General features: G+C 57.8%; 22 protein-coding genes. 15 read left to right on the top strand and 7 right to left on the bottom strand.

What is annotated here, in order from left to right; all coding sequences use genetic code 11:
- Positions 1 to 19: 19 nt before the first annotated feature.
- Positions 20 to 1,366 carry an MFS transporter gene (locus GHO03_RS09760; protein ID WP_095003004.1) on the bottom strand — a complete coding sequence of 449 codons (1,347 nt, stop codon included), beginning with the start codon at positions 1,364 to 1,366 and terminating at the stop codon, positions 20 to 22.
- Positions 1,367 to 1,631: 265 nt separating this feature from the next.
- Complete coding sequence (gene pcaR / locus GHO03_RS09755) at positions 1,632 to 2,474, bottom strand: pca regulon transcriptional regulator PcaR (protein ID WP_095003003.1); 843 nt, start codon at positions 2,472 to 2,474, stop codon at positions 1,632 to 1,634.
- Positions 2,475 to 3,175: 701 nt separating this feature from the next.
- Between pcaR and GHO03_RS09750 the strand changes: the two genes are divergently transcribed.
- Both GHO03_RS09750 and GHO03_RS09745 read left to right on the top strand, forming a co-directional pair.
- A complete protein-coding gene (locus tag GHO03_RS09750; protein WP_095003002.1) occupies positions 3,176 to 3,376 on the top strand; it encodes a hypothetical protein in 201 nt (66 codons plus the stop codon).
- A 352-nt stretch (positions 3,377 to 3,728) separates the two neighbouring features.
- On the top strand, positions 3,729 to 5,201 hold the full coding sequence (locus GHO03_RS09745) for an inorganic phosphate transporter (RefSeq protein ID WP_095003001.1): 1,473 nt from the start codon (positions 3,729 to 3,731) through the stop codon (positions 5,199 to 5,201).
- A gap of 255 nt (positions 5,202 to 5,456) precedes the next feature.
- Here GHO03_RS09745 and ccoM read toward each other — a convergent pair whose 3' ends face one another.
- The 3 genes from ccoM to GHO03_RS09740 all read right to left on the bottom strand — a co-directional run bounded on the left by ccoM (position 5,457) and on the right by GHO03_RS09740 (position 6,270).
- Complete coding sequence (gene ccoM, locus GHO03_RS25750; RefSeq protein ID WP_016779744.1) at positions 5,457 to 5,567, bottom strand: cytochrome c oxidase subunit CcoM; 111 nt, start codon at positions 5,565 to 5,567, stop codon at positions 5,457 to 5,459.
- 147 nt (positions 5,568 to 5,714) lie between these two features.
- Positions 5,715 to 5,876 (bottom strand): hypothetical protein, encoded by a 162-nt coding sequence (locus tag GHO03_RS25125; RefSeq protein ID WP_095003000.1) that lies wholly within the window; start codon positions 5,874 to 5,876, stop codon positions 5,715 to 5,717.
- 79 nt (positions 5,877 to 5,955) lie between these two features.
- A complete protein-coding gene (locus tag GHO03_RS09740) occupies positions 5,956 to 6,270 on the bottom strand; it encodes an aspartate-semialdehyde dehydrogenase (RefSeq protein ID WP_095002999.1) in 315 nt (104 codons plus the stop codon).
- A 172-nt stretch (positions 6,271 to 6,442) separates the two neighbouring features.
- Between GHO03_RS09740 and rapA the strand changes: the two genes are divergently transcribed.
- Positions 6,443 to 9,289 (top strand): RNA polymerase-associated protein RapA, encoded by a 2,847-nt coding sequence (gene rapA / locus GHO03_RS09735; protein ID WP_095002998.1) that lies wholly within the window; start codon positions 6,443 to 6,445, stop codon positions 9,287 to 9,289.
- Positions 9,290 to 9,551: 262 nt separating this feature from the next.
- Positions 9,552 to 11,540: a bifunctional diguanylate cyclase/phosphodiesterase gene (locus GHO03_RS09730; protein ID WP_153399711.1), complete on the top strand. Its 1,989-nt coding sequence runs from the start codon at positions 9,552 to 9,554 to the stop codon at positions 11,538 to 11,540.
- Between the two features lie 155 nt (positions 11,541 to 11,695).
- On the opposite strand, the gene GHO03_RS09725 is transcribed toward GHO03_RS09730, so the two are convergent.
- Entirely contained in the window at positions 11,696 to 12,001 is a 306-nt protein-coding gene (locus GHO03_RS09725; RefSeq protein ID WP_095002996.1) for a DUF2288 domain-containing protein, read from the bottom strand.
- Positions 12,002 to 12,361: 360 nt separating this feature from the next.
- Here GHO03_RS09725 and GHO03_RS09720 point away from each other — a divergent pair, with 360 nt between their 5' ends.
- The 9 genes from GHO03_RS09720 to GHO03_RS09680 all read left to right on the top strand — a co-directional run bounded on the left by GHO03_RS09720 (position 12,362) and on the right by GHO03_RS09680 (position 20,150).
- Positions 12,362 to 13,489, top strand: a complete 1,128-nt coding sequence (locus GHO03_RS09720; RefSeq protein WP_095002995.1) for a branched-chain amino acid ABC transporter substrate-binding protein — start codon at positions 12,362 to 12,364, stop codon at positions 13,487 to 13,489.
- A 249-nt stretch (positions 13,490 to 13,738) separates the two neighbouring features.
- A complete protein-coding gene (gene livH, locus GHO03_RS09715; RefSeq protein WP_016779736.1) occupies positions 13,739 to 14,662 on the top strand; it encodes a high-affinity branched-chain amino acid ABC transporter permease LivH in 924 nt (307 codons plus the stop codon).
- Positions 14,659 to 15,915: a high-affinity branched-chain amino acid ABC transporter permease LivM gene (locus tag GHO03_RS09710; RefSeq protein ID WP_095002994.1), complete on the top strand. Its 1,257-nt coding sequence runs from the start codon at positions 14,659 to 14,661 to the stop codon at positions 15,913 to 15,915. Before livH ends, GHO03_RS09710 begins: the two co-directional genes overlap by 4 nt.
- On the top strand, positions 15,912 to 16,679 hold the full coding sequence (gene livG / locus GHO03_RS09705) for a high-affinity branched-chain amino acid ABC transporter ATP-binding protein LivG (RefSeq protein ID WP_095002993.1): 768 nt from the start codon (positions 15,912 to 15,914) through the stop codon (positions 16,677 to 16,679). Before GHO03_RS09710 ends, livG begins: the two co-directional genes overlap by 4 nt.
- 1 nt (position 16,680) lies before the next feature.
- Positions 16,681 to 17,382 (top strand): ABC transporter ATP-binding protein, encoded by a 702-nt coding sequence (locus tag GHO03_RS09700; RefSeq protein WP_095002992.1) that lies wholly within the window; start codon positions 16,681 to 16,683, stop codon positions 17,380 to 17,382.
- Between the two features lie 294 nt (positions 17,383 to 17,676).
- On the top strand, positions 17,677 to 17,979 hold the full coding sequence (locus GHO03_RS09695; RefSeq protein WP_095002991.1) for a DUF2282 domain-containing protein: 303 nt from the start codon (positions 17,677 to 17,679) through the stop codon (positions 17,977 to 17,979).
- Between the two features lie 22 nt (positions 17,980 to 18,001).
- Positions 18,002 to 18,880, top strand: a complete 879-nt coding sequence (locus tag GHO03_RS09690; RefSeq protein WP_095002990.1) for a DUF692 domain-containing protein — start codon at positions 18,002 to 18,004, stop codon at positions 18,878 to 18,880.
- Positions 18,877 to 19,650 carry a DUF2063 domain-containing protein gene (locus GHO03_RS09685; protein WP_095002989.1) on the top strand — a complete coding sequence of 258 codons (774 nt, stop codon included), beginning with the start codon at positions 18,877 to 18,879 and terminating at the stop codon, positions 19,648 to 19,650. The genes GHO03_RS09690 and GHO03_RS09685 overlap by 4 nt, the downstream gene beginning before the upstream one ends.
- On the top strand, positions 19,647 to 20,150 hold the full coding sequence (locus GHO03_RS09680; protein ID WP_095002988.1) for a DoxX family protein: 504 nt from the start codon (positions 19,647 to 19,649) through the stop codon (positions 20,148 to 20,150). The genes GHO03_RS09685 and GHO03_RS09680 overlap by 4 nt, the downstream gene beginning before the upstream one ends.
- Here the strand turns inward: GHO03_RS09680 and GHO03_RS09675 are convergent.
- Positions 20,147 to 21,055 (bottom strand): LysR family transcriptional regulator, encoded by a 909-nt coding sequence (locus GHO03_RS09675; RefSeq protein ID WP_095002987.1) that lies wholly within the window; start codon positions 21,053 to 21,055, stop codon positions 20,147 to 20,149. The genes GHO03_RS09680 and GHO03_RS09675 overlap by 4 nt on opposite strands.
- A gap of 104 nt (positions 21,056 to 21,159) precedes the next feature.
- Here GHO03_RS09675 and GHO03_RS09670 point away from each other — a divergent pair, with 104 nt between their 5' ends.
- Together GHO03_RS09670 and GHO03_RS09665 are read left to right on the top strand one after the other, a co-directional pair.
- On the top strand, positions 21,160 to 21,759 hold the full coding sequence (locus GHO03_RS09670) for a short chain dehydrogenase (protein WP_095002986.1): 600 nt from the start codon (positions 21,160 to 21,162) through the stop codon (positions 21,757 to 21,759).
- 60 nt (positions 21,760 to 21,819) lie between these two features.
- Complete coding sequence (locus GHO03_RS09665) at positions 21,820 to 22,491, top strand: COG3650 family protein (protein WP_169916891.1); 672 nt, start codon at positions 21,820 to 21,822, stop codon at positions 22,489 to 22,491.
- Positions 22,492 to 22,548 lie beyond the last annotated feature (57 nt).

Here is a 22,548-nt window from a genome sequence, read left to right as displayed (position 1 = left end):
ATAGTTAGTTGGCTGCCTATCAGGTTGCATCAGCGTGGCTGACCATGCCTTTGATAAGCACTGCCGTGGTTGCCAGGGCAGCCGGAATCACCAGCGCGGTCAGCACCTGCTCGAAGTTCCAGCCCAGACCCAGCAGGGTCGCGCCCATCCACGCCCCCAGAATGGCGCCGAAGCGGCCGATGCCGAGCATCCATGACACACCGGTGGCCCGCCCCTGGGTCGGATAAAAACGTGCGGCCAGCGACGGCATCGCCGATTGCGCACCGTTGACGCACATACCGGCCACCAGCACCAGAGTTGCCAGCACGGTGATATTGCCCAGGCTCTGACCAACCGCGTAGGCAAACACCCCGGCCAGCAGGTAGAAAATGCCGATCACTTTGTGCGGGTTGAACCGGTCCATCGCCCAACCCACCCCCACTGCACTCAACACTCCGCCGAACTGGAACAGAGCGCCAATAAATGCCGCCTGTTCCATGCTTGCGCCGCTGTCACGCATCAGCGTCGGCAGCCAACTGGTCAACAGATAAACGATCACCAGCCCCATAAAGTAGGTGAGCCACAGCAACAGGGTGCCGGTGCTGTAAGTACCGGAAAAGATCACTGCAAAGACGTTGCGCGCCTTGACGGTATTCTGCTCCGGCACGCTGAAGCTTGACGCCTGGGCCACCTGGGCAGGGTCGATCGGGGCAAGGGTCTTGCGAATACGCTCAACACTGCGGTTGCGCACCACCAGGTAGCGCGCCGACTCCGGTAACCAGAACAGCAATACCACGGCAAGAATCAGCGGCAGCACGCCGCCAATCAACAACAGGCTGTGCCAGCCATACATCGGGATCAACTTGGCAGAGACAAACCCGCCGCCCGCCATGCCAAGGTTAAAGCCGCAAAACATGCTGGTTACCAGCAAAGACTTGTGGCGTTCGGGGGTGTATTCCGAAAGCAAGGTAGTGGCATTAGGCATGCCGGCCCCCAGGCCAAGCCCGGTTAAAAAGCGCAGTACCAGCAGTTGGTCAACGTTGCTGGCGTAGGCCGAGGCCAGACTGAAGCCACCAAACACCAGCACCGCCGACACCAGCACCACCTTGCGGCCAAAGCGGTCCGCCAAGGGTCCAGAGCCCAGGGCACCAAACACCATACCGATCAGCGCGGCGCTCATCACGGGACCAAGGCTGGCGCGGTCAATCCCCCAGTCCTGGGACAGGGCAGGCGCAATAAAGCCCATGGCCGCTGTGTCCAGGCCATCCAGGAAGACAATCAGAAAACACAGGATCACCACGCGCCACTGGTAGCGCGACAGGGGTTGGGCGTTGATAAAGGACTGCACATCGAGGCAGTTGCCGACAGAAGACTGGGGTGAATTCATTATTTTTATACCGGTCAAAAACCAGGGCGAACGAAAACCGGCCAGGGGCCAGCGGCTCACATTAATAGTTATCGGGGGATCAGAAGGGCAGCGGGCGACTGCGCAGTGGCAGCGTAAGGGGGAGTGTCATGGCGTTTGGCCTCTTCTCATTATTATTTAGCCTGCCCGGCAAGGCAGTGCTGAGCCGACATTAATCAGCCCACTGCCGCCATGCAATTCGATAAACGCTTAACTGTGCGTTTATCGAACGCTTAGTTTTCACCCATCAACTAAACAACTGGGTGCTCAGCTCGCGGCTGGCGTTGAGCATGATCGGCAAAAAGCGCTGCTCCAGCTCCGTGCGTGTGACCCTTCCTGCGTGGGTGCTGACATTCAGGGCGGCAAGCACTTGCCCGGAAGCGTCGTAGACCGGCACGGCAATCGAACGCAGGCCTTGCTCCAGTTCCTGATCGACCACACACCAGCCCTGCTCACGCACCAGTTGCAAACACTCCAGCAGTGCTTCGCGGGTGTGCAGGGTACGGCTGGTCTTGGCCTGGAACTCACCGTGGGCCAGGTATTCGTGCAGGGTCACGTCGTCCAGCGCCGCCAACAGAATGCGCCCCATCGAAGTGCAGTAGGCGGGCAGGCGGCCGCCAACCGACAGATCAACCGAAATCAGCCGCTGCGTAGTAGCCGAACGGGCGATGTAGAGGATGTCATCGCCTTCGAGCGTCGCCATGTTGCACGCCTCGTGCAATTGCTCGCTCATGCGGTCCAGATAAGGCTGAGCCGACACGGCCAGCGGCGTGGACGACAGATAGGCATGGCCCAGCGTCAACACTTTGGGCAACAGGGAGTAGGTACGCCCGTCAGTGGTCGCATAGCCCAGCTTGATCAGGGTGTACAAACAACGGCGCACCGCCGCCCGGGGAATTTCCGTGCGGTGGCTGATCTGCGCGATGGTCAGATGCCGCTTGCGTTCCTGAAACGCCTGCACCACCGCCAGGCCACGGGCCAACGACGACATGAAGTCAGGATCACCGGTAAACGCCTGAATACGCTTGGCCGGCGACGCCACAATCGGTGGCGCGATACTGGCAACGGCATTGTGCAGTCGATCATTCATTCCCAACCCCCAGCTTCAGCTATTTATAGTTATGGCATGCCGGGCGATTATCGAACCGCTAGTCGATAATCGCAATCAGTGCTGCAGCGAGGTAATGTACACATGATTTTGTACGATCTTGAATCATTTTAGTTGGATGACATTTTTTTAACCTGGGCTTTATTACAATCAGGCGCGTCCGCTCAATGATAGAAAACGTCTGATTAATATGTATTCAGGTCAAGTTCAGCTCTGGCCTTAAACAACTTGATGGCCAACTACCCGGCAGCGAATCAAATAGAGTCACGCGTGCAAAGCGCAGGCTAATTCACAAATATTCATAACACATGTCACGACAGGAAGTTGACGCGCAGGAAGTTATTCAGCGATAGTAGAGGCACTTCTCAGCTATTGAGAACGCGCAAGTTATTGAGAGTACAAGGTCAAGCCCGTACAGCCGATTGGATCCAACCAGAGCGTTGCGTTCGATTGCTACGTGCAGCTTGCCGGCAATTGCATCGTGTGTAGTTTCACCCGGGGGTGAACACTTGAGACGGCGACGCTCATGTTTCTGTAAATGACGTGGCCGAGTGCATAGCGTGGTGTATGTAAGCATGACGTTATTTATAGGCCTTTGTCTTATTGCCTGTCATTCGTCATATGAATCAACCTCCCTGCACGGTGATTCACCAGGTTCAAACTCAACTCAATTAGGTAAGACAGTGACAAAAGACGAACTGCGCGCAGAACTTGAGCGACAGGAACAACGATTCAAGGATCTTTACGGTGGTGAAGTGACCACCTACGCGGCCAAACCCGAGCCCGGACGCAAACCCTGGCGCAAACGGGCCAGCCTGCTCGACCAGGCGTTCACTCAAGAAATCCAGAAGATCGAAAAAGAGCTCAAGGCCGAAGAGCCCTGACCCGCACCTGAAAACGTACCAGAACAGCCCCTGCTGCCTCTTGCGTGCTCGCCATTTGCATGAGCGGGTATGGCTGTTTGCTATATCAGAACCTGAACCAGCAGCGTCGGCCCCTCTGATTTAAGAAATTTCATCTATCCAAATCAGACCTGCGCCACAGCGTGCGTATGCCCCTGGAAAAGCCCTATAGCCTTTGGTATCAGTGGCTTGAAGGGAATTGCCTACGCCTGGTCGCGATGGATTCTTACAGGTTTTTTCATTTATAGATGTTACCAACGGGCAGCTAGTGCATTGATTAGCGGGGTTTTCTGGCATAATCCGCCCCCCTTTATGACCGTGTCAGAAAACCTTCATGATCGATCTATTAAGCGGATTGGACGCCTGGGTTCTTATCAGCCTCTTCTTCGCCCTAGCCTTTGTTCTCGCGTTTGAGTTCATCAACGGCTTTCATGACACCGCAAACGCGGTAGCGACTGTCATCTACACCAAAGCCATGCCGCCTCACCTGGCGGTGTTCTTTTCCGGTGTGTTCAATTTCCTCGGCGTGTTGCTGGGCGGGGTTGGCGTGGCCTATGCCATCGTCCACCTGCTGCCGGTTGAGCTGCTGGTCAACGTAAACACCGGACATGGCCTGGCCATGGTGTTCTCGTTGCTCGCTGCGGCCATCACCTGGAACCTTGGCACCTGGTATTTCGGCATTCCTGCCTCAAGCTCACACACCCTGATCGGTTCGATCCTCGGTGTCGGCCTGGCCAACGCCCTGATCAGCGGCATCCCGGTGAGTGACGGGGTTAACTGGCAGAAGGCTATCGATATTGGTGCCTCGCTGGTGTTCTCGCCAATCGCCGGTTTCGTGGTAGCGGGCCTGGTACTGGTCGGCCTGAAGTGGTGGCGTCCGGGGTCCAAGATGCACAAGACCCCTGAGCAGCGCCGCAAGCTGGATGACAAGAAGCACCCGCCGTTCTGGAACCGACTGGTGCTGGTGATTTCGGCCATGGCAGTCAGTTTCGTGCACGGCTCCAACGATGGCCAGAAAGGCATCGGCCTGATCATGCTGGTATTGATCGGCATCGTGCCAAGCGCTTTCGTTCTGGATCTGAACAGCACCACCTATCAGATCGAACGCACCCGCGACGCCACCTTGCACCTGAGCCAGTTCTACGAGCGCAACAACGCTTCGCTGACCGAGTTCCTGGCCCTGGGCAAAAGCGTCAAGGGCGACCTGCCGGATCAGTTCAGCTGCAATCCGCAGCAGACCGAACCGACCATCGCAGCCCTGTTGAGCTCGCTCAAAGGTGTAGCGGACTACCACTCGATCCCGGCTGAAAAGCGTATCGAGATCCGCCGCTACCTGCTTTGCCTGGATGACACCGCGAAGAAAGTCAGCAAATTGCCAGTGCTTGATTCCCGCGAAAAAGCGGACCTCGAGAAACTGCGCAAAGACCTGACCGCCACCACCGAATACGCACCGTTCTGGGTGATCCTGGCTGTAGCCCTGGCCCTGGGCCTGGGCACCATGGTGGGCTGGAAGCGTGTGGTTAAAACCATCGGCGAGAAGATCGGCAAGCAGGGCATGACCTATGCTCAGGGCATGGCCGCTCAAATCACCACGGCTTTCGCCATCGGCATGGCCAATATCTTCTCCCTCCCGGTATCGACGACGCACATTCTGTCGTCGGGCGTGGCAGGTACCATGGTCGCCAACAAAAGCGGCCTGCAGGGCGGTACGATCAAAACCATCCTGATGGCCTGGGTGCTGACCTTGCCGGCTACCATTGCACTGTCTGCAACGCTGTTCTGGCTGGCTTCCAAAGTCCTCGCCTGATAGCGCGCCGCACAAAAAAGGTACGACCCGCACGGGTCGTACCTTTTTTTATGCCCGGTCATTATGCAGACCCTGTGGGAGCGGGCTTGCCCGCGATGGCATCGACTCAGTTTGCCTGACAGACCGCGTTGCCTGCATCGCGAGCAAGCCCGCTCCCACCGCATTCGGGCAAGTCCCATTTATTACAGGCAAAAAAATAGGCGACCGAAGTCGCCCAAAATGCCTTGCGTGCTCATGCCATGGAAAGACCCGGCGCTATTTGCGCTTCTGCGAGTCTTTCCAGATAAAAATGCCCAGACCGGCGAAAAACAAAACCATGAGGCCGACAGTAAGTACTCCGGCGATAACCACATTATCGAGAAACATGACGGCCTCCTGCGCTCTGTTTGTGTGTCTGTTGAAGCTAGATTAACCAGACACGCAGGCGCACAACTTGACCGGGATCAATAGTGACCCACGGCCAGCCGGCAGTTGAGGGGGTTAGTTGACGCAGATCATCGAAAACGCGGCAGTTCAGCGCTTTTTCGGTTTTTTCTTCGGCTTTTTCGCCGTTTTTGCCAACGGCATTGCCTGTTCGAACGCCTTGCGCACCTCGTTCAGGCGCTTTTCATTGAGGTCATGTACCCGTTTGGCGCGCTCGGCGCCCAGGTCAACCAGCTTGGTGTCTTGGCTCATAAGCAAATCAGACCACTGTCAGTATGTTTCAGTACGCCAATAATGCGATGCACATTCGGCCCTGACCAGAAAAAACCACCTAGACCTTGATATCAACCCACACACCCTGGCGCTGCATGCCATCGGCCAAGGGTTCAACCGGCACCTCGTCAACCACCTGCGGGAGCGTACTCCCCTGCTCCCGGGATTCGCGGCGGCGCTGTTCCTGCTGACGCCGTTGCTCCTCACGCAACAATAAAGTGGCCTGGTCGGCATCGCTGTGCTTGAGGTCAATGGCACTTTCGCTGGAGCTGGCCTGGGCCGGCACCACAGGCGGAATGTCCGGGCGCGGGCGAACCGGATCCTGCCCGGAGGTAACCGGTACTGCGCCAAGGGGCAAAATGGACGGCAGCATGGTGATTGTTCTCCTGTCTTCTGGCTATTTGCGCGAACCGGCAATCGTGAACCATTGGTCGATAACCGGGCTGACACCCTGGCAAACCGGACAGCTTTTTTTGAGAGTCCTTTGGACTGAGGCCCTTGATCCGTTAATATACTCGGCTTTTTCAAAGCGGGAGTCAGGCAGCATGGCGCAGCAGTATCAACCGGGGCAACGCTGGATTAGTGACAGCGAAGCAGAGCTAGGTTTGGGCACCGTTCTGGCACAGGACGGTCGCTTGCTGACCGTGCTCTATCCGGCCACTGGCGAAACCCGCCAATATTCGCTGCGCAACGCACCGCTCACGCGCGTACGGTTCTCGCCGGGTGACACCATCATCCACTTCGAAGGCTGGAAGATGACCGTGCGCGAAGTTGAGGACGTTGACGGCCTGATGGTCTACCACGGCCTCAACGAGCGAAACGAAGCCGTCACCCTGCCAGAGACCCAATTGTCGAACTTTATCCAGTTCCGTCTGGCCAGTGACCGTCTGTTTGCCGGGCAAATCGACCCGCTGTCCTGGTTCTCCCTGCGCTACCACACCCTCGAACACACCAGCCGCCAGCTGCAATCGCCGCTGTGGGGCCTGGGTGGCGTACGTGCGCAACCTATTGCGCACCAACTGCATATCGCCCGCGAAGTCGCTGACCGCATCGCCCCTCGGGTTTTGCTGGCCGACGAAGTGGGTCTGGGCAAAACCATCGAAGCCGGTCTGGTGATCCACCGCCAGCTGCTCAGTGGCCGCGCCAACCGTGTATTGATCGTAGTCCCGGAAAACCTGCAGCACCAATGGCTGGTCGAGATGCGTCGACGCTTCAATCTTGAAGTGGCGTTGTTCGACGAAGAGCGCTTTATCGAAAGCGACGCCAGCAACCCGTTCGAAGACTGCCAGCTGGCCCTGGTTGCCCTGGAATGGCTGGTGGACGATCCCAAGGCCCAGGCAGCGCTGTTTGATGCCGACTGGGACCTGCTGGTAGTCGACGAAGCTCACCACCTGGTGTGGCACGAAGACAACGTCAGCCCCGAGTACGGCCTGGTTGAACAACTCGCCGGCGTGATCCCGGGCGTGCTGCTGCTCACTGCAACCCCGGAACAACTGGGCCAGGACAGCCACTTTGCGCGCTTGCGCCTGCTGGACCCGAACCGCTTCCACGACCTGGCCGCCTTCCGCGCCGAAAGCGAAAACTACCGCCCGGTGGCTCAGGCCGTACAGGAACTGCTGGATAAAGGCAGCCTGTCCCCTGAAGCCCATAAAACCATCCACGGTTTCCTCGGCGCCGAAGGCGATACCCTGCTGGCCGCCGTCAATGCTGGCGATGCCGAGGCCAGCGCCCGCCTGGTGCGCGAACTGCTTGACCGCCACGGCACCGGCCGCGTGCTGTTCCGTAATACCCGCGCCGCGATCCAGGGCTTCCCGGAGCGCAAACTGCATGCCTACCCGCTGCCGTGCCCGGCCGAATACCTTGAGCTGCCGTTGGGCGAACATGCCGAGCTGTACCCTGAAGTCAGCTTCCAGGCCCAGCCGGACGCCAGCGATGAAGAGCGTTGGTGGAACTTCGACCCGCGGGTCGAATGGCTGATCGACACCCTGAAAATGCTCAAGCGCACCAAGGTGCTGGTGATCTGCGCCCACGCCGAAACCGCGATGGATCTGGAAGACGCCCTGCGCGTGCGTTCCGGTATTCCTGCAACGGTCTTCCACGAAGGCATGAACATTCTTGAGCGTGACCGCGCTGCGGCCTACTTCGCTGACGAAGAGTTCGGCGCTCAGGTGTTGATCTGTTCCGAAATCGGCAGTGAAGGCCGTAACTTCCAGTTTGCCCACCACCTGGTGCTGTTCGACCTGCCGGCCCACCCGGATTTGCTGGAGCAGCGGATCGGCCGTCTGGACCGGATCGGCCAGAAGCACGTGATCGAACTGCACGTACCGTACCTTGAGACCAGCCCGCAACAGCGCCTGTTCCAGTGGTACCACGAAGCGCTGAACGCTTTCCTCAACACCTGCCCGACCGGTAACGCCCTGCAACACCAGTTCGGTCCTCGTTTGCTGCCATTGCTGGAAGCTGCGGACGACCAAGAGTGGCAAGCACTGATCGACGAAGCCCGGGTTGAACGTGAGCGTCTGGAGCAAGAGCTGCACACCGGCCGCGACCGTTTGCTGGAGCTTAACTCCGGTGGTTCGGGTGAAGGTGAAGCACTGGTTGAGGCGATCCTTGAGCAAGACGATCAGTTCACCCTGCCGATCTACATGGAAACCCTGTTCAACGCCTTTGGCATCGACAGCGAAGACCACTCGGAAAACGCGCTGATCCTCAAGCCCAGCGAAAAAATGCTCGACGCCAGCTTCCCCCTGGGTGACGACGAAGGCGTGACCATCACCTACGATCGCGAGCAGGCCCTGTCGCGCGAAGACATGCAGTTCATCACCTGGGAGCACCCGATGGTGCAAGGCGGCATGGACCTGGTGCTGTCGGGTTCGATGGGCAACACCGCCGTCGCCCTGATCAAGAACAAGGCCCTCAAGCCCGGTACCGTCCTGCTCGAGCTGATTTACGTCAGTGAAGTGGTTGCTCCGCGCTCCCTGCAACTGGGCCGCTACCTGCCGCCGGCCGCCCTGCGCTGCCTGCTCGATGCCAATGGCAACGACTTGTCGTCGCGCGTGGCCTTCGACACCTTGAACGAACAGCTGGAAAGCGTTCCCCGCGCCAGCGCCAACAAGTTCGTTCAGGCCCAGCGCGACCAACTGACGCCTAAAATCAACGCAGGCGAAGCCAAAATCGCGCCACGTCATGCGGAACGCGTGGCCGAAGCCCAGCGCCGTCTGGCAGCCGACACGGAAGAAGAACTGGCCCGCCTGACTGCCCTGCAGGCTGTCAACCCGAGCGTGCGCGAGAGCGAACTGATTGCCCTGCGCAAGCAGCGCGAACAAAGCCTGGCCATGCTTGAGAAAGCCGCCCTGCGCCTTGAAGCCATTCGGGTTCTGGTAGCGGGTTAAAACCCATGAGCTGTGGGAGCGGGCTTGCTCGCGATAGGATCAATGAGGTGAAACTGAATCACCGCGTTAATCCTATCGCGAGCAAGCCCGCTCCCACATTTCTGACAGTCCCGATCTAACTTAACTAACTATAAACCCCCGCCCTAATAACAAAATGATAACCATCATTTTGCCATCACCCCTGTCACAGCCAATCCAGCTTCTATACTCGATCTCAAGCTAGCACCCAACGACTAGCGCATCTGGATCGCCGAGGCGTGCAATGGAAAGTCCGGGGTTGCAACTTTTGGCCGAATCCGCAGAAAACGGGCAACTGCTGTTGATCGGCGGCTATAACCCCTATCTGCTGTTTCTCGCCTGGCTCGTTGCCTGTACTGCCTGCGTGGCCACGCTGAATCTGCTCGACCGCGCAGCCAATGCCGAAAAAACTGCGGCAAGAACCATTTGGCGATGGATAGCTGTCGCTTGCCTGACCATCGGCATCTGGGCGATGCACAGCATCTGCATCCTGGCCTTTGACTCCCCGCTCGAAGCTCGCTACGGCGTTGTTATCGCGCTTGGCTCATTGCTGATTGCCCTGATTATTGTGCAAACCCTCGACAACACTACAGCCTGGCGCCCAAACAGCCGCCTGCTCCATCAGTTATTCAAATATGCCCTGTGCATGCTTGCTGCTGGCGGCCTGCTCAGCACTCACTTGCTCATTGGCAATACACTGGCTGGCAATTCGGATGCAGGCAGCAATAACTGGCAGCCGGCCCTTGTGCTGGCCGTGATCACCCTGTTGCTGATTGGCAGTTGCATCAGCGCCACGATTGTCGACAAGAAACTACAACTCAAGGAGCACGACCTGCGCCGCGTCAATGCCCTGCTCAGCCAGCTCGACCAGGCGCGCGCATCCTTGCAGCAAGTGGCCCACTACGACCCGCTGACCAATCTGATCAACCGTCGCGGCTTCAATCAGCTGTTTGCTGAAAAACTCATCGACTGCGCCACCAGGAACACCAGGCTTGCGGTAATGTTTCTCGACATTGACCACTTCAAACGCATCAACGACAGCCTGGGTCACGATGCCGGGGACGAATTGCTCAAGACAATCGCCACCCGCATCAAGCTCGCTACCCGCAGCCACGATGACGTTGTTGCACGCTTTGGCGGAGACGAGTTCTGCGTCCTGTTCAGCCTGAGCCAGCGCGATGAAGCCCAAGGCATGGCCCAGCGCATCATGCTCAAGCTCAAAGAGCCCATTGAGCTGTCAGGTCGCCAAATGGTCATGACCACCAGCATTGGCATCAGTGTGTACCCGGATGATGGCACCACCAGTGCCGAACTGCTCAAGCATGCCGACCTGGCGCTCTACCAGTCCAAGGGCAGCGGGCGTAACAACCTCAATTTTTTCAGCCCGAGCCTGAAAACCCGAGCCTCGCTGGAGCTGCAAATCGAAGAGGAACTGCGCAACGCGCTTAACGAGGACAAGGGGCTGTCCCTGCATTACCAGCCCATCTTCGACCTCAAGAGTGGCCGGGTCGCCAAACTGGAGGCGCTGATACGCTGGCAGCATCCCGAACACGGGCTGCTCGGCCCTGATCGTTTTATCAGCATCGCCGAGGCCAACGGGCTGATCGCCAGGCTCGACCATTGGGTGTTGCGCAAAGCCTGTCATGACCTCGCCGCCCTCTCCCGCCTGGGCTGGCAGCACCTGGGCATAGCCGTTAACTGTTCGGCGCTGAATCTGGTACGGGTTGAGTTGGCCGACGAAATCGAAAACGCCCTGCGCACATCAGGCGTTACTGCACACCGGCTGGAGCTGGAAGTCACAGAAAACGCCCTGATGTGCAACCTGAGCAGCACCTCGCAACTGTTACGACAGATCCGTGCGCTGGGTGTATCCCTGTCCATTGACGATTTCGGTACCGGGTATTCGTCCCTGGCCTACCTAAAGCGTCTGCCGCTTAACACCCTGAAAATTGATCGCACTTTTATTCAAGACATCCCGGCCTCCAGCCAGGACATGGAGATCGTTCAGGCCATTATCCTCATGGCCCATACCCTGCACCTGCAAGTAGTCACCGAGGGGGTTGAAACCATCCAACAGTTCGAATTTCTCAACCAGTTCGGCTGCGACTTTATCCAGGGCTATCTGCTCAGCCGGCCTGTGCCCTTTGAGGCGCTGCCAGAGATTCTTCAACAACTCGACAAGCGCCCTGTGCCCGCTCCCGATCACGCCACCTTCGTACTTACCAACCAATAGCGGTACAGCCAGATCCCAGGCACAAAAAAACGCCACAGTGGCGACTGTGGCGTTTCTCTACGGCATATTGCCACTACGTGAAGACGGGTTACTGAGCTACACACTCCGGGCTCTTCACAGCGGTGCAAATAAATGCGCCGGCTTGGTGCGCAGGTTTAATTTTGCGCCCTTTCCTGGACCATCACCCAAGGTGAAACCACCACTGCCCATAGCTGAGGGTCGCGCTCAAGAACGTCTAGCGCCTGCGCCTCAGTCATCCTGCCAAGCAGCCCGGATGCCATCCAGGCCGCGACTTTCTCTGCATCATCCTGAGTCACGGCCTGCGCCGCCTCGATCAAGTCCAGAGCGGGTTCGACCCACAGCAAATCCCCTTTGGCGAAGAAGGGTTGCAACGCTTTCCATTCAATTGTTGAGGTCTCGCCAAGCAGCTTGGCATAGAGGGTGCTAGGTTCTTGATTCATGGGTTTCACCGGGGAAAAAAATCGGCGTCATGATAACGCCGCATACCCGGTAGAAAAACCCGGCTTTACAGGTAATAAAACGTGGCAAGAGCTGAGGGCCAAGGTCAAACCGGTTGATATGGCAACATTCAGATAACTATCAACCGATGAATCCGCCGCCATTTTGTCTTTTTCTTACGTTTAAGCGACATTCTCTGTTTTTTCCCTCGCCAGCACGCTATTCAAGCGCTGAAGCGGCGCTCTACACTGTACCGGTACAGTTGCAAGGGGAATTGACCGGGAATTTCGCTACAAGAAGACCCGGTCCGGCTGCCTTGGCTTCCAGGACTATAAAAATTACAACAGAAGAGTGGAGCACCAATAAAGATGGCTACGAAGCAGATTACTAAACTGTTTGCCGCTATGGTTTTGGCCGGGTTCGCCAGCCATTCATTTGCCGCAGACACCATCAAGATCGGTATTGCCGGCCCTAAAACCGGGCCTCTGACTCAGTACGGCGACATGCAGTTTGCTGGCGCAAAAATGGCCATCGAACAAATCAACGCCAAGGGCGGCGTTGATGGCAAAAAACTAGAAGCGGTCGACTACGATGACGCCTGCGACCCGAAACAAGCGGTTGCCGTTGCCAACAAAGTGGTCAATGACGGTATCAAGTACGTAGTCGGTCACCTGTGCTCCAGCTCCACCCAGCCTGCTTCGGACATTTACGAAGACGAAGGCATCATCATGATTACCCCGGCCGCCACCGGCCCGGAAATCACCGCTCGTGGCTACAAGATGATCTTCCGCACCATCGGTCTGGACAGCGCCCAGGGCCCTGCCGCCGGTAACTACATCGCGGATCACGTCAAGCCCAAGGTCGTTGCGGTATTGCACGACAAACAACAATACGGTGAAGGCATCGCCAGCGCCGTTAAAAAGACCCTCGAAGACAAAGGCATCAAGGTTGCTGTCTTTGAAGGCGTCAACGCCGGTGAAAAAGACTATTCCTCGGTCATCGCCAAGCTCAAGCAAGCCAACGTCGACTTCGTCTACTACGGCGGCTACCACCCTGAGCTGGGTCTGATCCTGCGCCAGGCCAAAGAAAAAGGCCTGAACGCCAAGTTCATGGGCCCTGAAGGTGTGGGCAACGAGTCCATCTCGCAAATCGCCCAGGGTGCTTCCGAAGGCCTGCTGGTCACCCTGCCAAAAGCGTTCGACGCCGATCCGGAAAACAAGGCACTGGTTGATGCTTTCGCTGCCAAGAAGCAGGACCCAACCGGCCCATTCGTGTTCCCGGCCTACGCCGCAGTTGAAGTGATTGCCGGCGGTATCGAGCAGGCGAAAAGCGAAGACCCGGCCAAAGTCGCTGAAGCCATCCACAAAGGTACGTTCAAAACGCCTACCGGTAACCTGAAGTTTGACGCCAAGGGTGACGTGGAAGACTTCAAGTTCGTGGTCTACGAATGGCACTTCGGCAAGCCAAAAACTGAAGTAAGCCCTCAGTAAGGGTCGGTTCCTGACCTGAAAACCAAGCCCACTGCTCAAGCGGTGGGTTTTGTTTTACAGGCCCGCGGTTCATGGAAATGGGGCCGCGCTTTCGTGATCCGAAAGCCTGCCCACCTGAAAATCTTTAAAACCGTCACCAGCGGTTCGCTGGCAGAAGACCTGTGCTCCAAGTGGGTGAAAACCCATACGGCCCGGGCCGGAAAATGACTCCACCAGTGAAATGCGTCTCAGGTTTTTAGGAGCTTTGTAATGCCTGACATCTATCACTTCTTCCAAATGCTGGTTAACGGCCTCAACGTTGGCAGCACCTATGCCCTGATCGCCATCGGCTATACGATGGTTTACGGCATTATTGGAATGATCAACTTCGCCCATGGCGAGGTGTACATGATTGGTTCCTATATTGCGTTTATCGCCATCGCCGGCCTGACCATGATGGGTCTGGACAGCGTACCGCTACTGCTGACTGCCGCGTTTATCGCCAGCATCGTGGTCACCAGCGCCTACGGCTACAGCATTGAACGGGTTGCCTACCGTCCATTGCGTGGCAGTAACCGCCTGATCCCGCTGATTTCGGCCATCGGCATGTCGATCTTCCTGCAAAACACCGTGCTACTGGCACAAGACTCCAAAGACAAATCGATCCCCAACCTGATCCCCGGCGGCTTCACCTTTGGCCCTGGAGGTGCCAGCGAAGTTATCGTCTCCTACATGCAGATCGTGGTTTTCGTTGTCACCTTCCTCGCCATGCTTGGCCTGACCCTGTTTATCTCACGCTCCCGCATGGGCCGTGCCTGCCGCGCCTGCGCCGAAGACATGAAGATGGCCAACCTGTTGGGTATCAACACCAACAACGTTATTGCGCTGACCTTCGTGATCGGTGCTGCCCTGGCCGCTGTTGCTGCGGTGCTGATCAGCGTGCAATACGGCGTGATCAACCCCAACGCGGGTTTCCTGGTAGGTCTCAAAGCCTTTACCGCAGCGGTACTGGGTGGCATTGGCAGCATTCCTGGCGCGATGCTCGGTGGCCTGGTGCTGGGTGTGGCTGAAGCCTTCGGTGCCGATATTTTCGGCGACCAGTACAAAGACGTTGTGGCTTTTGGCTTGCTGGTACTGGTGCTGCTGTTCCGTCCGACCGGCATTCTGGGGCGTCCGGAGATTGAAAAAGTATGACTAGGAATCTTAAGTCGGCGCTCTTCAGCGCCCTGTTGGTCTGGGCCGTCGCCTACCCGGTACTCGGCCTGAAACTGACTATCGTCGGGATCAACATCGAAGTTCACAACACCAGCACCTTTACCCTGAGCGTGATCGCGATCTGCTCCTTGCTGATGTTTGTGCGCGTGTTGTTCAACCAGCAACTGACCACAGCCTGGAGAAACTCCCCCAGCCTGCCGAAAGTGCCCACCAAGGCCACCAACTTCCTGACCCTGCCCAGCACTCAACGCTGGATCATTCTCGGTCTGGTCGTTGTGGCATTGATCTGGCCGTTCTACGGTTCTCGTGGTGCAGTGGATATCGCCACACTGATCCTGATCTATGTGATGCTCGGCCTGGGCCTGAACATCGTGGTAGGCCTGGCTGGCCTGCTTGACCTCGGTTATGTCGGCTTTTATGCCGTAGGCGCCTATACCTATGCCCTGCTCGCGCATTACTTCGGGCTGAGCTTCTGGATCTGCCTGCCTTTGGCCGGATTGATGGCGGCTACCTTTGGCTTCCTGCTGGGTTTCCCGGTGTTGCGCTTGCGCGGAGACTATCTGGCCATCGTGACGCTGGGCTTCGGTGAAATCATCCGCCTGTTCCTGCGTAACCTGACGGACATCACCGGCGGGCCAAACGGTATCAGCAACATCCCGAAACCAACGTTGTTCGGCCTGAGCTTCGACAGAACCGCCGCCGAGGGCATGCAAACCTTTCACGAGTACTTCGGCATCGCCTACAACTCGATCAACAAGGTAATTTTCCTCTACCTGATCGCGCTGGTGCTGGTACTGCTGGTGTTGTTCGTCATTAACCGCCTGCTGCGCATGCCGATCGGCCGCGCTTGGGAAGCACTGCGTGAAGACGAAATCGCCTGCCGTGCACTGGGCCTGAATCCGACCGTGATCAAGCTGTCGGCCTTCACCCTGGGCGCTACGTTTGCGGGTTTTGCTGGCAGTTTCTTTGCCGCACGTCAGGGCCTGGTAACGCCTGAGTCGTTCACCTTCCTTGAGTCGGCGATCATCCTGGCCATCGTGGTACTGGGCGGCATGGGCTCGCAACTGGGTGTCATCCTGGCCGCCGTGGTCATGATCCTGCTGCCCGAAATGATGCGTGAATTCAGCGAATACCGCATGTTGCTGTTCGGAGCCCTGATGGTGCTGATGATGATCTGGCGTCCACAAGGTCTGCTGCCTATGCAACGTCCTCACCTGGAGCTGCGAAAATGAGCCGCGAGTTACTGAAAGTCAGCGGCCTGAGCATGCGCTTTGGCGGCCTGTTGGCGGTAAACGGCGTAGCCTTGACCGTCAAGGAAAAACAGGTGGTGTCGATGATCGGCCCTAACGGTGCCGGCAAGACCACCGTATTCAACTGCCTGACCGGTTTTTACAAACCGTCTGCGGGCAGCATCGTCCTCGATGGCGAGTCGATCGAAGGCCTGCCGGGTCATGAGATCGCGCGCAAAGGCGTGGTCCGCACTTTCCAGAACGTGCGCCTGTTCAAGGACATGACCGCGGTTGAGAACCTGCTGATTGCCCAGCATCGCCACCTCAACACCAACTTCCTGTCGGGCCTGTTCAAGACCCCGTCATTTCGCAAAAGCGAACGTGATGCCATGGACTACGCCGCGTACTGGCTCGACAAGGTCAACCTGACCGAGTTCGCCAACCGCCCGGCGGGCACCCTGGCCTACGGGCAGCAGCGACGCCTGGAAATCGCCCGTTGCATGATGACGCGCCCGCGCATCCTGATGCTCGACGAACCGGCTGCAGGCCTGAACCCCAAGGAAACCGAAGACCTCAAGGCGCTGATCAGCGTATTGCGCAATGAGCACAACGCCACCGTGCTGTTGATCGAGCACGACATGAAACTGGTCATGAGCATTTCCGACCATATCGTGGTGATCAACCAAGGCACGCCTTTGGCTGACGGGACGCCGGAACAGATCCGCGACAACCCTGAAGTGATCAAAGCCTATTTGGGGGAAGCGTAAAATGCTGCAATTCGAAAACGTTTCGACCTTTTACGGCAAGATCCAGGCCCTGCACAGCGTCAATGTAGAGGTGCGCCAGGGTGAGATTGTGACCCTGATCGGCGCCAACGGTGCCGGCAAGTCGACCCTGATGATGACCCTGTGCGGCTCGCCTCAGGCTCATAGCGGCAGCATTCGCTACCTGGGTGAAGAACTGGTGGGGTTGAGCTCGGCCCAGATCATGCGCAAAAGCATCGCCGTTGTACCTGAAGGGCGTCGGGTATTTGCTCGTTTGACCGTGGAAGAAAACCTGGCCATGGGCGGGTTCTTTACCGAAAAACGGGAATACGAGGAGCAAATGGACAAGGTTCTGCACCTGTTCCCGCGCTTGAAGGAACGCTTTACCCAACGCGGTGGCACCATGTCCGGTGGCGAACAGCAAATGCTTGCCATTGGCCGTGCGTTGATGAGCAAACCCAAGCTGTTGTTGCTTGATGAGCCATCACTGGGGTTGGCACCGATCATCATTCAGCAGATTTTCGATATCATCGAACAGCTGCGCAATGAGGGTGTAACGGTGTTTCTGGTGGAGCAGAACGCCAACCAGGCACTGAAAATTGCTGACCGTGCCTATGTGCTGGAAAACGGCCGGGTGGTGATGCAAGGCACTGGCGAGCAATTGCTCAACGATCCGAAAGTGCGTGACGCCTACCTGGGCGGCTAAACCTGCCTGCGACACACAACGGCCCTTCGGGGCCGTTTCTTGTTAAACGACGCATAAGCTGTCGAAACTCTGTTGTATATCTAGCCCTATTGTGGGAGCGAGCCTGCTCGCGAAGGTCGTTCGCGAGCAGGCTCGTTTCCACAGGTTTACGTTTTTCCTGTAGCCGCTGACGAGGAGCAAAGGCTGCGATCGGCTACATAAAAATAATTCAGATCAGTTGTAACAACGCCCCCCCTTGCCTCTCTAGTTGGGTAACCCGGCAGCAATCGCTACCGGAATTTCTGGAGAGTCACCATGAAAAACCAAACCACCCGCACCTTGTCTGCCGCAGCCCTGGCTCTTGCTCTGGGGTCGGCTCTGAGTATTGCCGCCCTGCCCGCTCAGGCTGCCGACGACATGGAGAAGTGCTTCGGGGTTGCCATGAAAGGGCATAACGATTGCGCCGCCGGCGCTGGCACTACCTGTGCTGGCTCCGCCAAAACCGATCATCAGGCCAATGCCTGGAAACTCGTCCCAAAAGGGACCTGCGAAAAAACCGCCAGCAACACCTCACCAACCGGCTTTGGCCAACTGGCTGCCTACAAAGGCAAGTCCTGATCCGCGCCGCCGAGTGTTGATAATGCACAGCCCGCTTGCTTCGCTTATCGCGCCTCGTGCGCCCCGGCTCCCGCCTCGTGCGGGGCTTGGGCTCAAGGCCGAGCACTTTGTGGATGTACTTGCGAGCCGCCCAGACATCGGGTTCTTTGAAGTGCATGCCGAGAACTTCATGGTAGCTGGCGGCCCTTTCCACCATTACCTGGGCTTGATCCGCGAACATTACCCGCTGTCAATTCATGGCGTTGGCCTGTCGATTGGCGGCGAAAGCCCGCTCAATACCGAACACTTGCGCCGCCTGAGCCTATTGCTCGAGCGTTACCAGCCGCAGATGTTTTCCGAACATCTGGCATGGTCCTCCCACGGACCATTATTCCTCAATGATCTGCTGCCTTTGCGCTATGACACCGCCACGCTGCACCGGGTATGCGCGCATATGGACCAGGCACAGGATGTGTTGAAGCGCCAGATACTGCTGGAAAACCCCGCTACCTATATCGAGTTCGACGAGGCCCAATTCGACGAAGCCGGTTTTATTCAGGAAGTCATAAGCCGTACCGGCTGTGGCCTTTTGCTGGATGTAAACAATGTGTATGTGTCATGCATCAACCACGCCCGCGATCCTGTTGTCTATCTCGATGCCTTGCCCCTTCAGGCCGTAGGTGAGGTTCATCTGGCGGGTTTTGCTGAAGAAGCAGACAGCCTGGGTCAGCGCTTGCTGATCGATAACCACGGCGCACCTGTCGATCAAGCGGTATGGGCGCTGTACCAGCAAGTACTGGACCGAATTGGCCCGATGGCCACCCTGATCGAACGCGACAATCATCTGCCCCCTCTCACCGAACTGCTTCAGGAAGCCCGCTTGGCTGACCGCTACCTGTTCAGCGCACAGGTGCAGCCATGAAACTACAAGATACATTCAGTGCAGCATTGCTCAATCCACACACGCCCGCCCCCACAGGCATTGCCTGCTACAACGGCGACATTGACCGCCGTTTCGCGGTATATCGCAACAATGTGCAAAGCGGACTGATCAACGCGCTGGCCACCAGCTATCCCGTTGTTGCGCAATTGGTGGGCGAGGCCTTTTTTCAGGCCATGGCGCAGATATTTATTCAAAAACACCCACCCGACAGCCCGGTCATGAGCGCCTATGGCAGCCAGTTCGCCGGTTTTATCAATGCCTTTGCACCCGCCAGAAGCGTGCCCTACCTGGCGGACGTGGCTCGCCTTGAGCGTTTGTGTGTGCAGGCCTTTCACGCCGCAGACGTGTGCGCCGTAAACCCCGGGCTGCTGGCTCAGGCGCTCAACAGCCCCGAGGGGCTGCCCCATTTACACCTGCAACTGCACCCCGGTGTCGCATCGCTGCATTCACCCTACGCCATCGCGTCCTTGTGGGCGGCGCACCAACGCCAGGGACAGATACAGGGACTGGACACGCGCCAACCACAAAGCGTCCTGGTAATACGCAATGAATTGCGCGTGGAGGTATTCACGGTCAGCTCAGGGTGCGCAGTATTTGTGCACTTGCTCAAAGCGGGGAATGCCCTGGGGTTGGCCGCGGCCCATGCCCTGGAAGCCGACCCAGACTTTAACCTGGGCCAGGCCCTGGCACTGTTGATTAGCAATAACACCATCACCGGCTTACAACCCGCCCTCGAGGCCTCGCCATGAATACTCAAACAATAAGCCCCGGCCTGCTACAGCGCTGGATCGGAGGCGCAATCGGGCTGTTGCACTGCATACCCGACACACTGATCGCCTTTGTCGCACGCTTTTCCATTGCGGCGGTGTTCTGGAAATCAGGCCAGACCAAGGTTGAAGGTTTGGCAATCGATCTGGTTGAAGGCACCTTTCAACTCGGTATGCCGCATCTGTCTGACTCTGCGCTGTACTTGTTCAGTACGGAATACAAAGTCCCGCTACTCTCCCCCGAGGTGGCTGCTCACGCTGCCGCCTTCAGCGAGCATGTTTTCCCGGTGCTGATCCTGCTGGGCTTGGCCACCCGGTTCTCGGCGCTGGCACTGCTGGCCATGAGCATGACCATCCAGCTGTTCGTATACCCTGATGCCTACCCGACTCACGGCACCTGGATCGCGGTCTTGTTGTACTTGATGGCCAAGGGCCCGGGTGCGCTGTCGATTGATCATCTGATTGCACAGCGTTTTCGTTAAAGCAGGTCAATGGCCTCACCATTACTCTGGAACCAGCCCACCAGGAAATCCGCCAATACCTGAGTGCGCCTGGGCAAACCGCCTTGATAAGGGTGAACCAGATACATGGGGTTGCTGCGCGTTTGATAGTCACGCAACAAGCCGCGCAGGCGCCCATCAGCCAACTCGCAGCCAAGCATGTACGAGGGCAAGCGGGCGATGCCGGCACCGATCACGGCCGCTTTTTTCAGCAGACTGTAGTGATTGCTGGCAAACGACCCCGAGACCCGCACTCGTTGCAGTTCATGCTGGCGGTGGTAGTGCCACTCCTCGCGACCGCTGTAGTGGCTGTTAAGCAGACAGCGGTGCTCGACCAGTTCTTGCGGCGTAACCGGCTCGCCGTATTGCTCAAGATAGGCAGGGCTGGCGCAGGTGATCTCGTGCCAATTAAGCACCTGCTTGGCCACCAGCCGTTCATGGCTGGCAACCTGCGAGCGTATCGCCAGATCAAACCCTTCCCGCACCATATCGCGATAGCTGTTGTTGAGCTCCAGCTCGATCTGCACCTGCGGGTATTCGCGGGAAAACTCCAGCAACAGCGAATCAAAGAAGGTCTCGCCCAGGGATACGGGCACGGTCATGCGTACCGGGCCTGCAACATCATCCTTTAGCCGGGCAAGTGCCTGACGTGCCCGCTCCACTTGCACCACCAGCGCCTGGGCTTGTGGCAGTAGCGCCGCGCCAGCCGCCGTAAGGCTCAAGCGCCGGGTGGTGCGATGCAGCAACACCACCGAAAACTGCGCCTCAAGCTGGCTGATACGCTTGGACAGCTGCCCCTTGCTGCAGCCCAGTTGCTGGGCGGCCAAGGTAAAACTGCCAGCGTCGATCAAGACCGCGAACGCAGCCAGATCATCCATTTCACTCATGGATTGTTTCCATATGAAAACCAAAGGTTGCCTATTAGTGCGTTTATCCCACTTAAAAAGCACCACTAGACTGAGCACTCACGTCATCCACAAAGGCACACAACATGAAAATCCTCTTGATCGGCGCTCACGGCACCATCGGTTCAGCCATTCGCCGCGAGTTGTCACCGCGCCATGAGATCGTAGAAATTGGTCGAAAAAGCGGGGATTATCAGGTCGATATCAGCGACAGTGAATCAATCCGCCAACTCTTCGCGCAAACCGGGCGCTTCGATGCGCTGATCTGTGCCGCCGGTAACGTCACGTTCGCCGCACTGGCTGACATGAGCGAAAGCGACTTCGCCCTCGGTTTGCAGGACAAGTTGATGGGCCAGGTCAATCTGCTGCTGATTGGCCGCGAGTTTGCCAACGATGGGGCCTCGTTCACCTTCACCAGCGGCGTTATCAACCGCGAGCCGATCCGTACCGGCAGTTCGGCGGCGCTGGTCAACGCGGCACTTGACGGTTTTGTAAAAGCAGCCGCCATTGAGTTGCCACGGGGCCTGCGGGTCAACTCGGTGAGCCCTACGGTCCTGGAAGAAGCGATGGACAAATACGCCCCGTACTTTCGCGGCTTCAAGCCTGTATCGGGCGCCGATGTGGCCCTGGCTTACGCCAAAAGCGTGGAAGGCTTGCAAACCGGGCAGACATTCACCGTAGGTTGAATCACTTGTGATGCATCGCTAGGCTGAGTAACGTGGCGACACCCTTCAGGAGTGCCCATGATGCGTTTTGCCCGTTCCTTAGCTTTGTTCGCCTTGCTGCCCGTGTTTGCCGGTTGCCAGATGTTCAGCAGCACACCTGCCGACACCACCGCAGGTCAAACCCGCCTGCAGGGCGAGCTGGTATCGGCCAATGGTCAATTGGTGTTTCAACCCTGCGTCGGCCAACAGCGCTATGTAGTTCGTGACAGCGCCGACACCACGCTGGTGCAGGACGCGACCTACATGCCCAATAAACCGGGCAAGTTGTTCGCCGATATCCGCGGCCGTTTTAGCGCCAGCACAACAGCCGGTACAGACGGTGAAGTCGAGCTGCAGCAACTCTACCGCCTGGAGCGCAGCAACAGCGCCTGCCAGGATCCCAACTTCAAGCAGGTGACCGTGCACGCCAACGGCAATGGCCCGGCCTGGGAAGTGCAAGCCGGGGGCAAGGGCATGGTGCTCAAGCGCGAAGGCCAGCCCGACCTGGCGCTGCCCTACGTTGAAGAACAGGTCGGCGATGGCCGCTTCTCCCTGTCCACCGAGGCCAACAATCAGCGCATCGAGCTGTGGGTGGCCCCACAACGCTGCACCGACAGTGCCAATGGCAGCGTGCAACATCTGAGCGCCGAGCTACGGATCAACGGTCAAGTCCAGCGCGGCTGCGGCTATTTTGGTGGCGCCCGTAACGACTAACCGATAACTGTTGCCGCATATTGCCCCGAAGCAGCTTACAATTAGCGGTTCTGCCAG

The organism is Pseudomonas sp. FSL R10-1339, assembly GCF_009600545.1.
In the GTDB taxonomy this organism is placed as follows: domain Bacteria; phylum Pseudomonadota; class Gammaproteobacteria; order Pseudomonadales; family Pseudomonadaceae; genus Aquipseudomonas; species Aquipseudomonas bubulae.
Note: the sequence above shows the minus strand (reverse complement) of the source record. Positions and strands in the feature narration are given on the sequence as shown.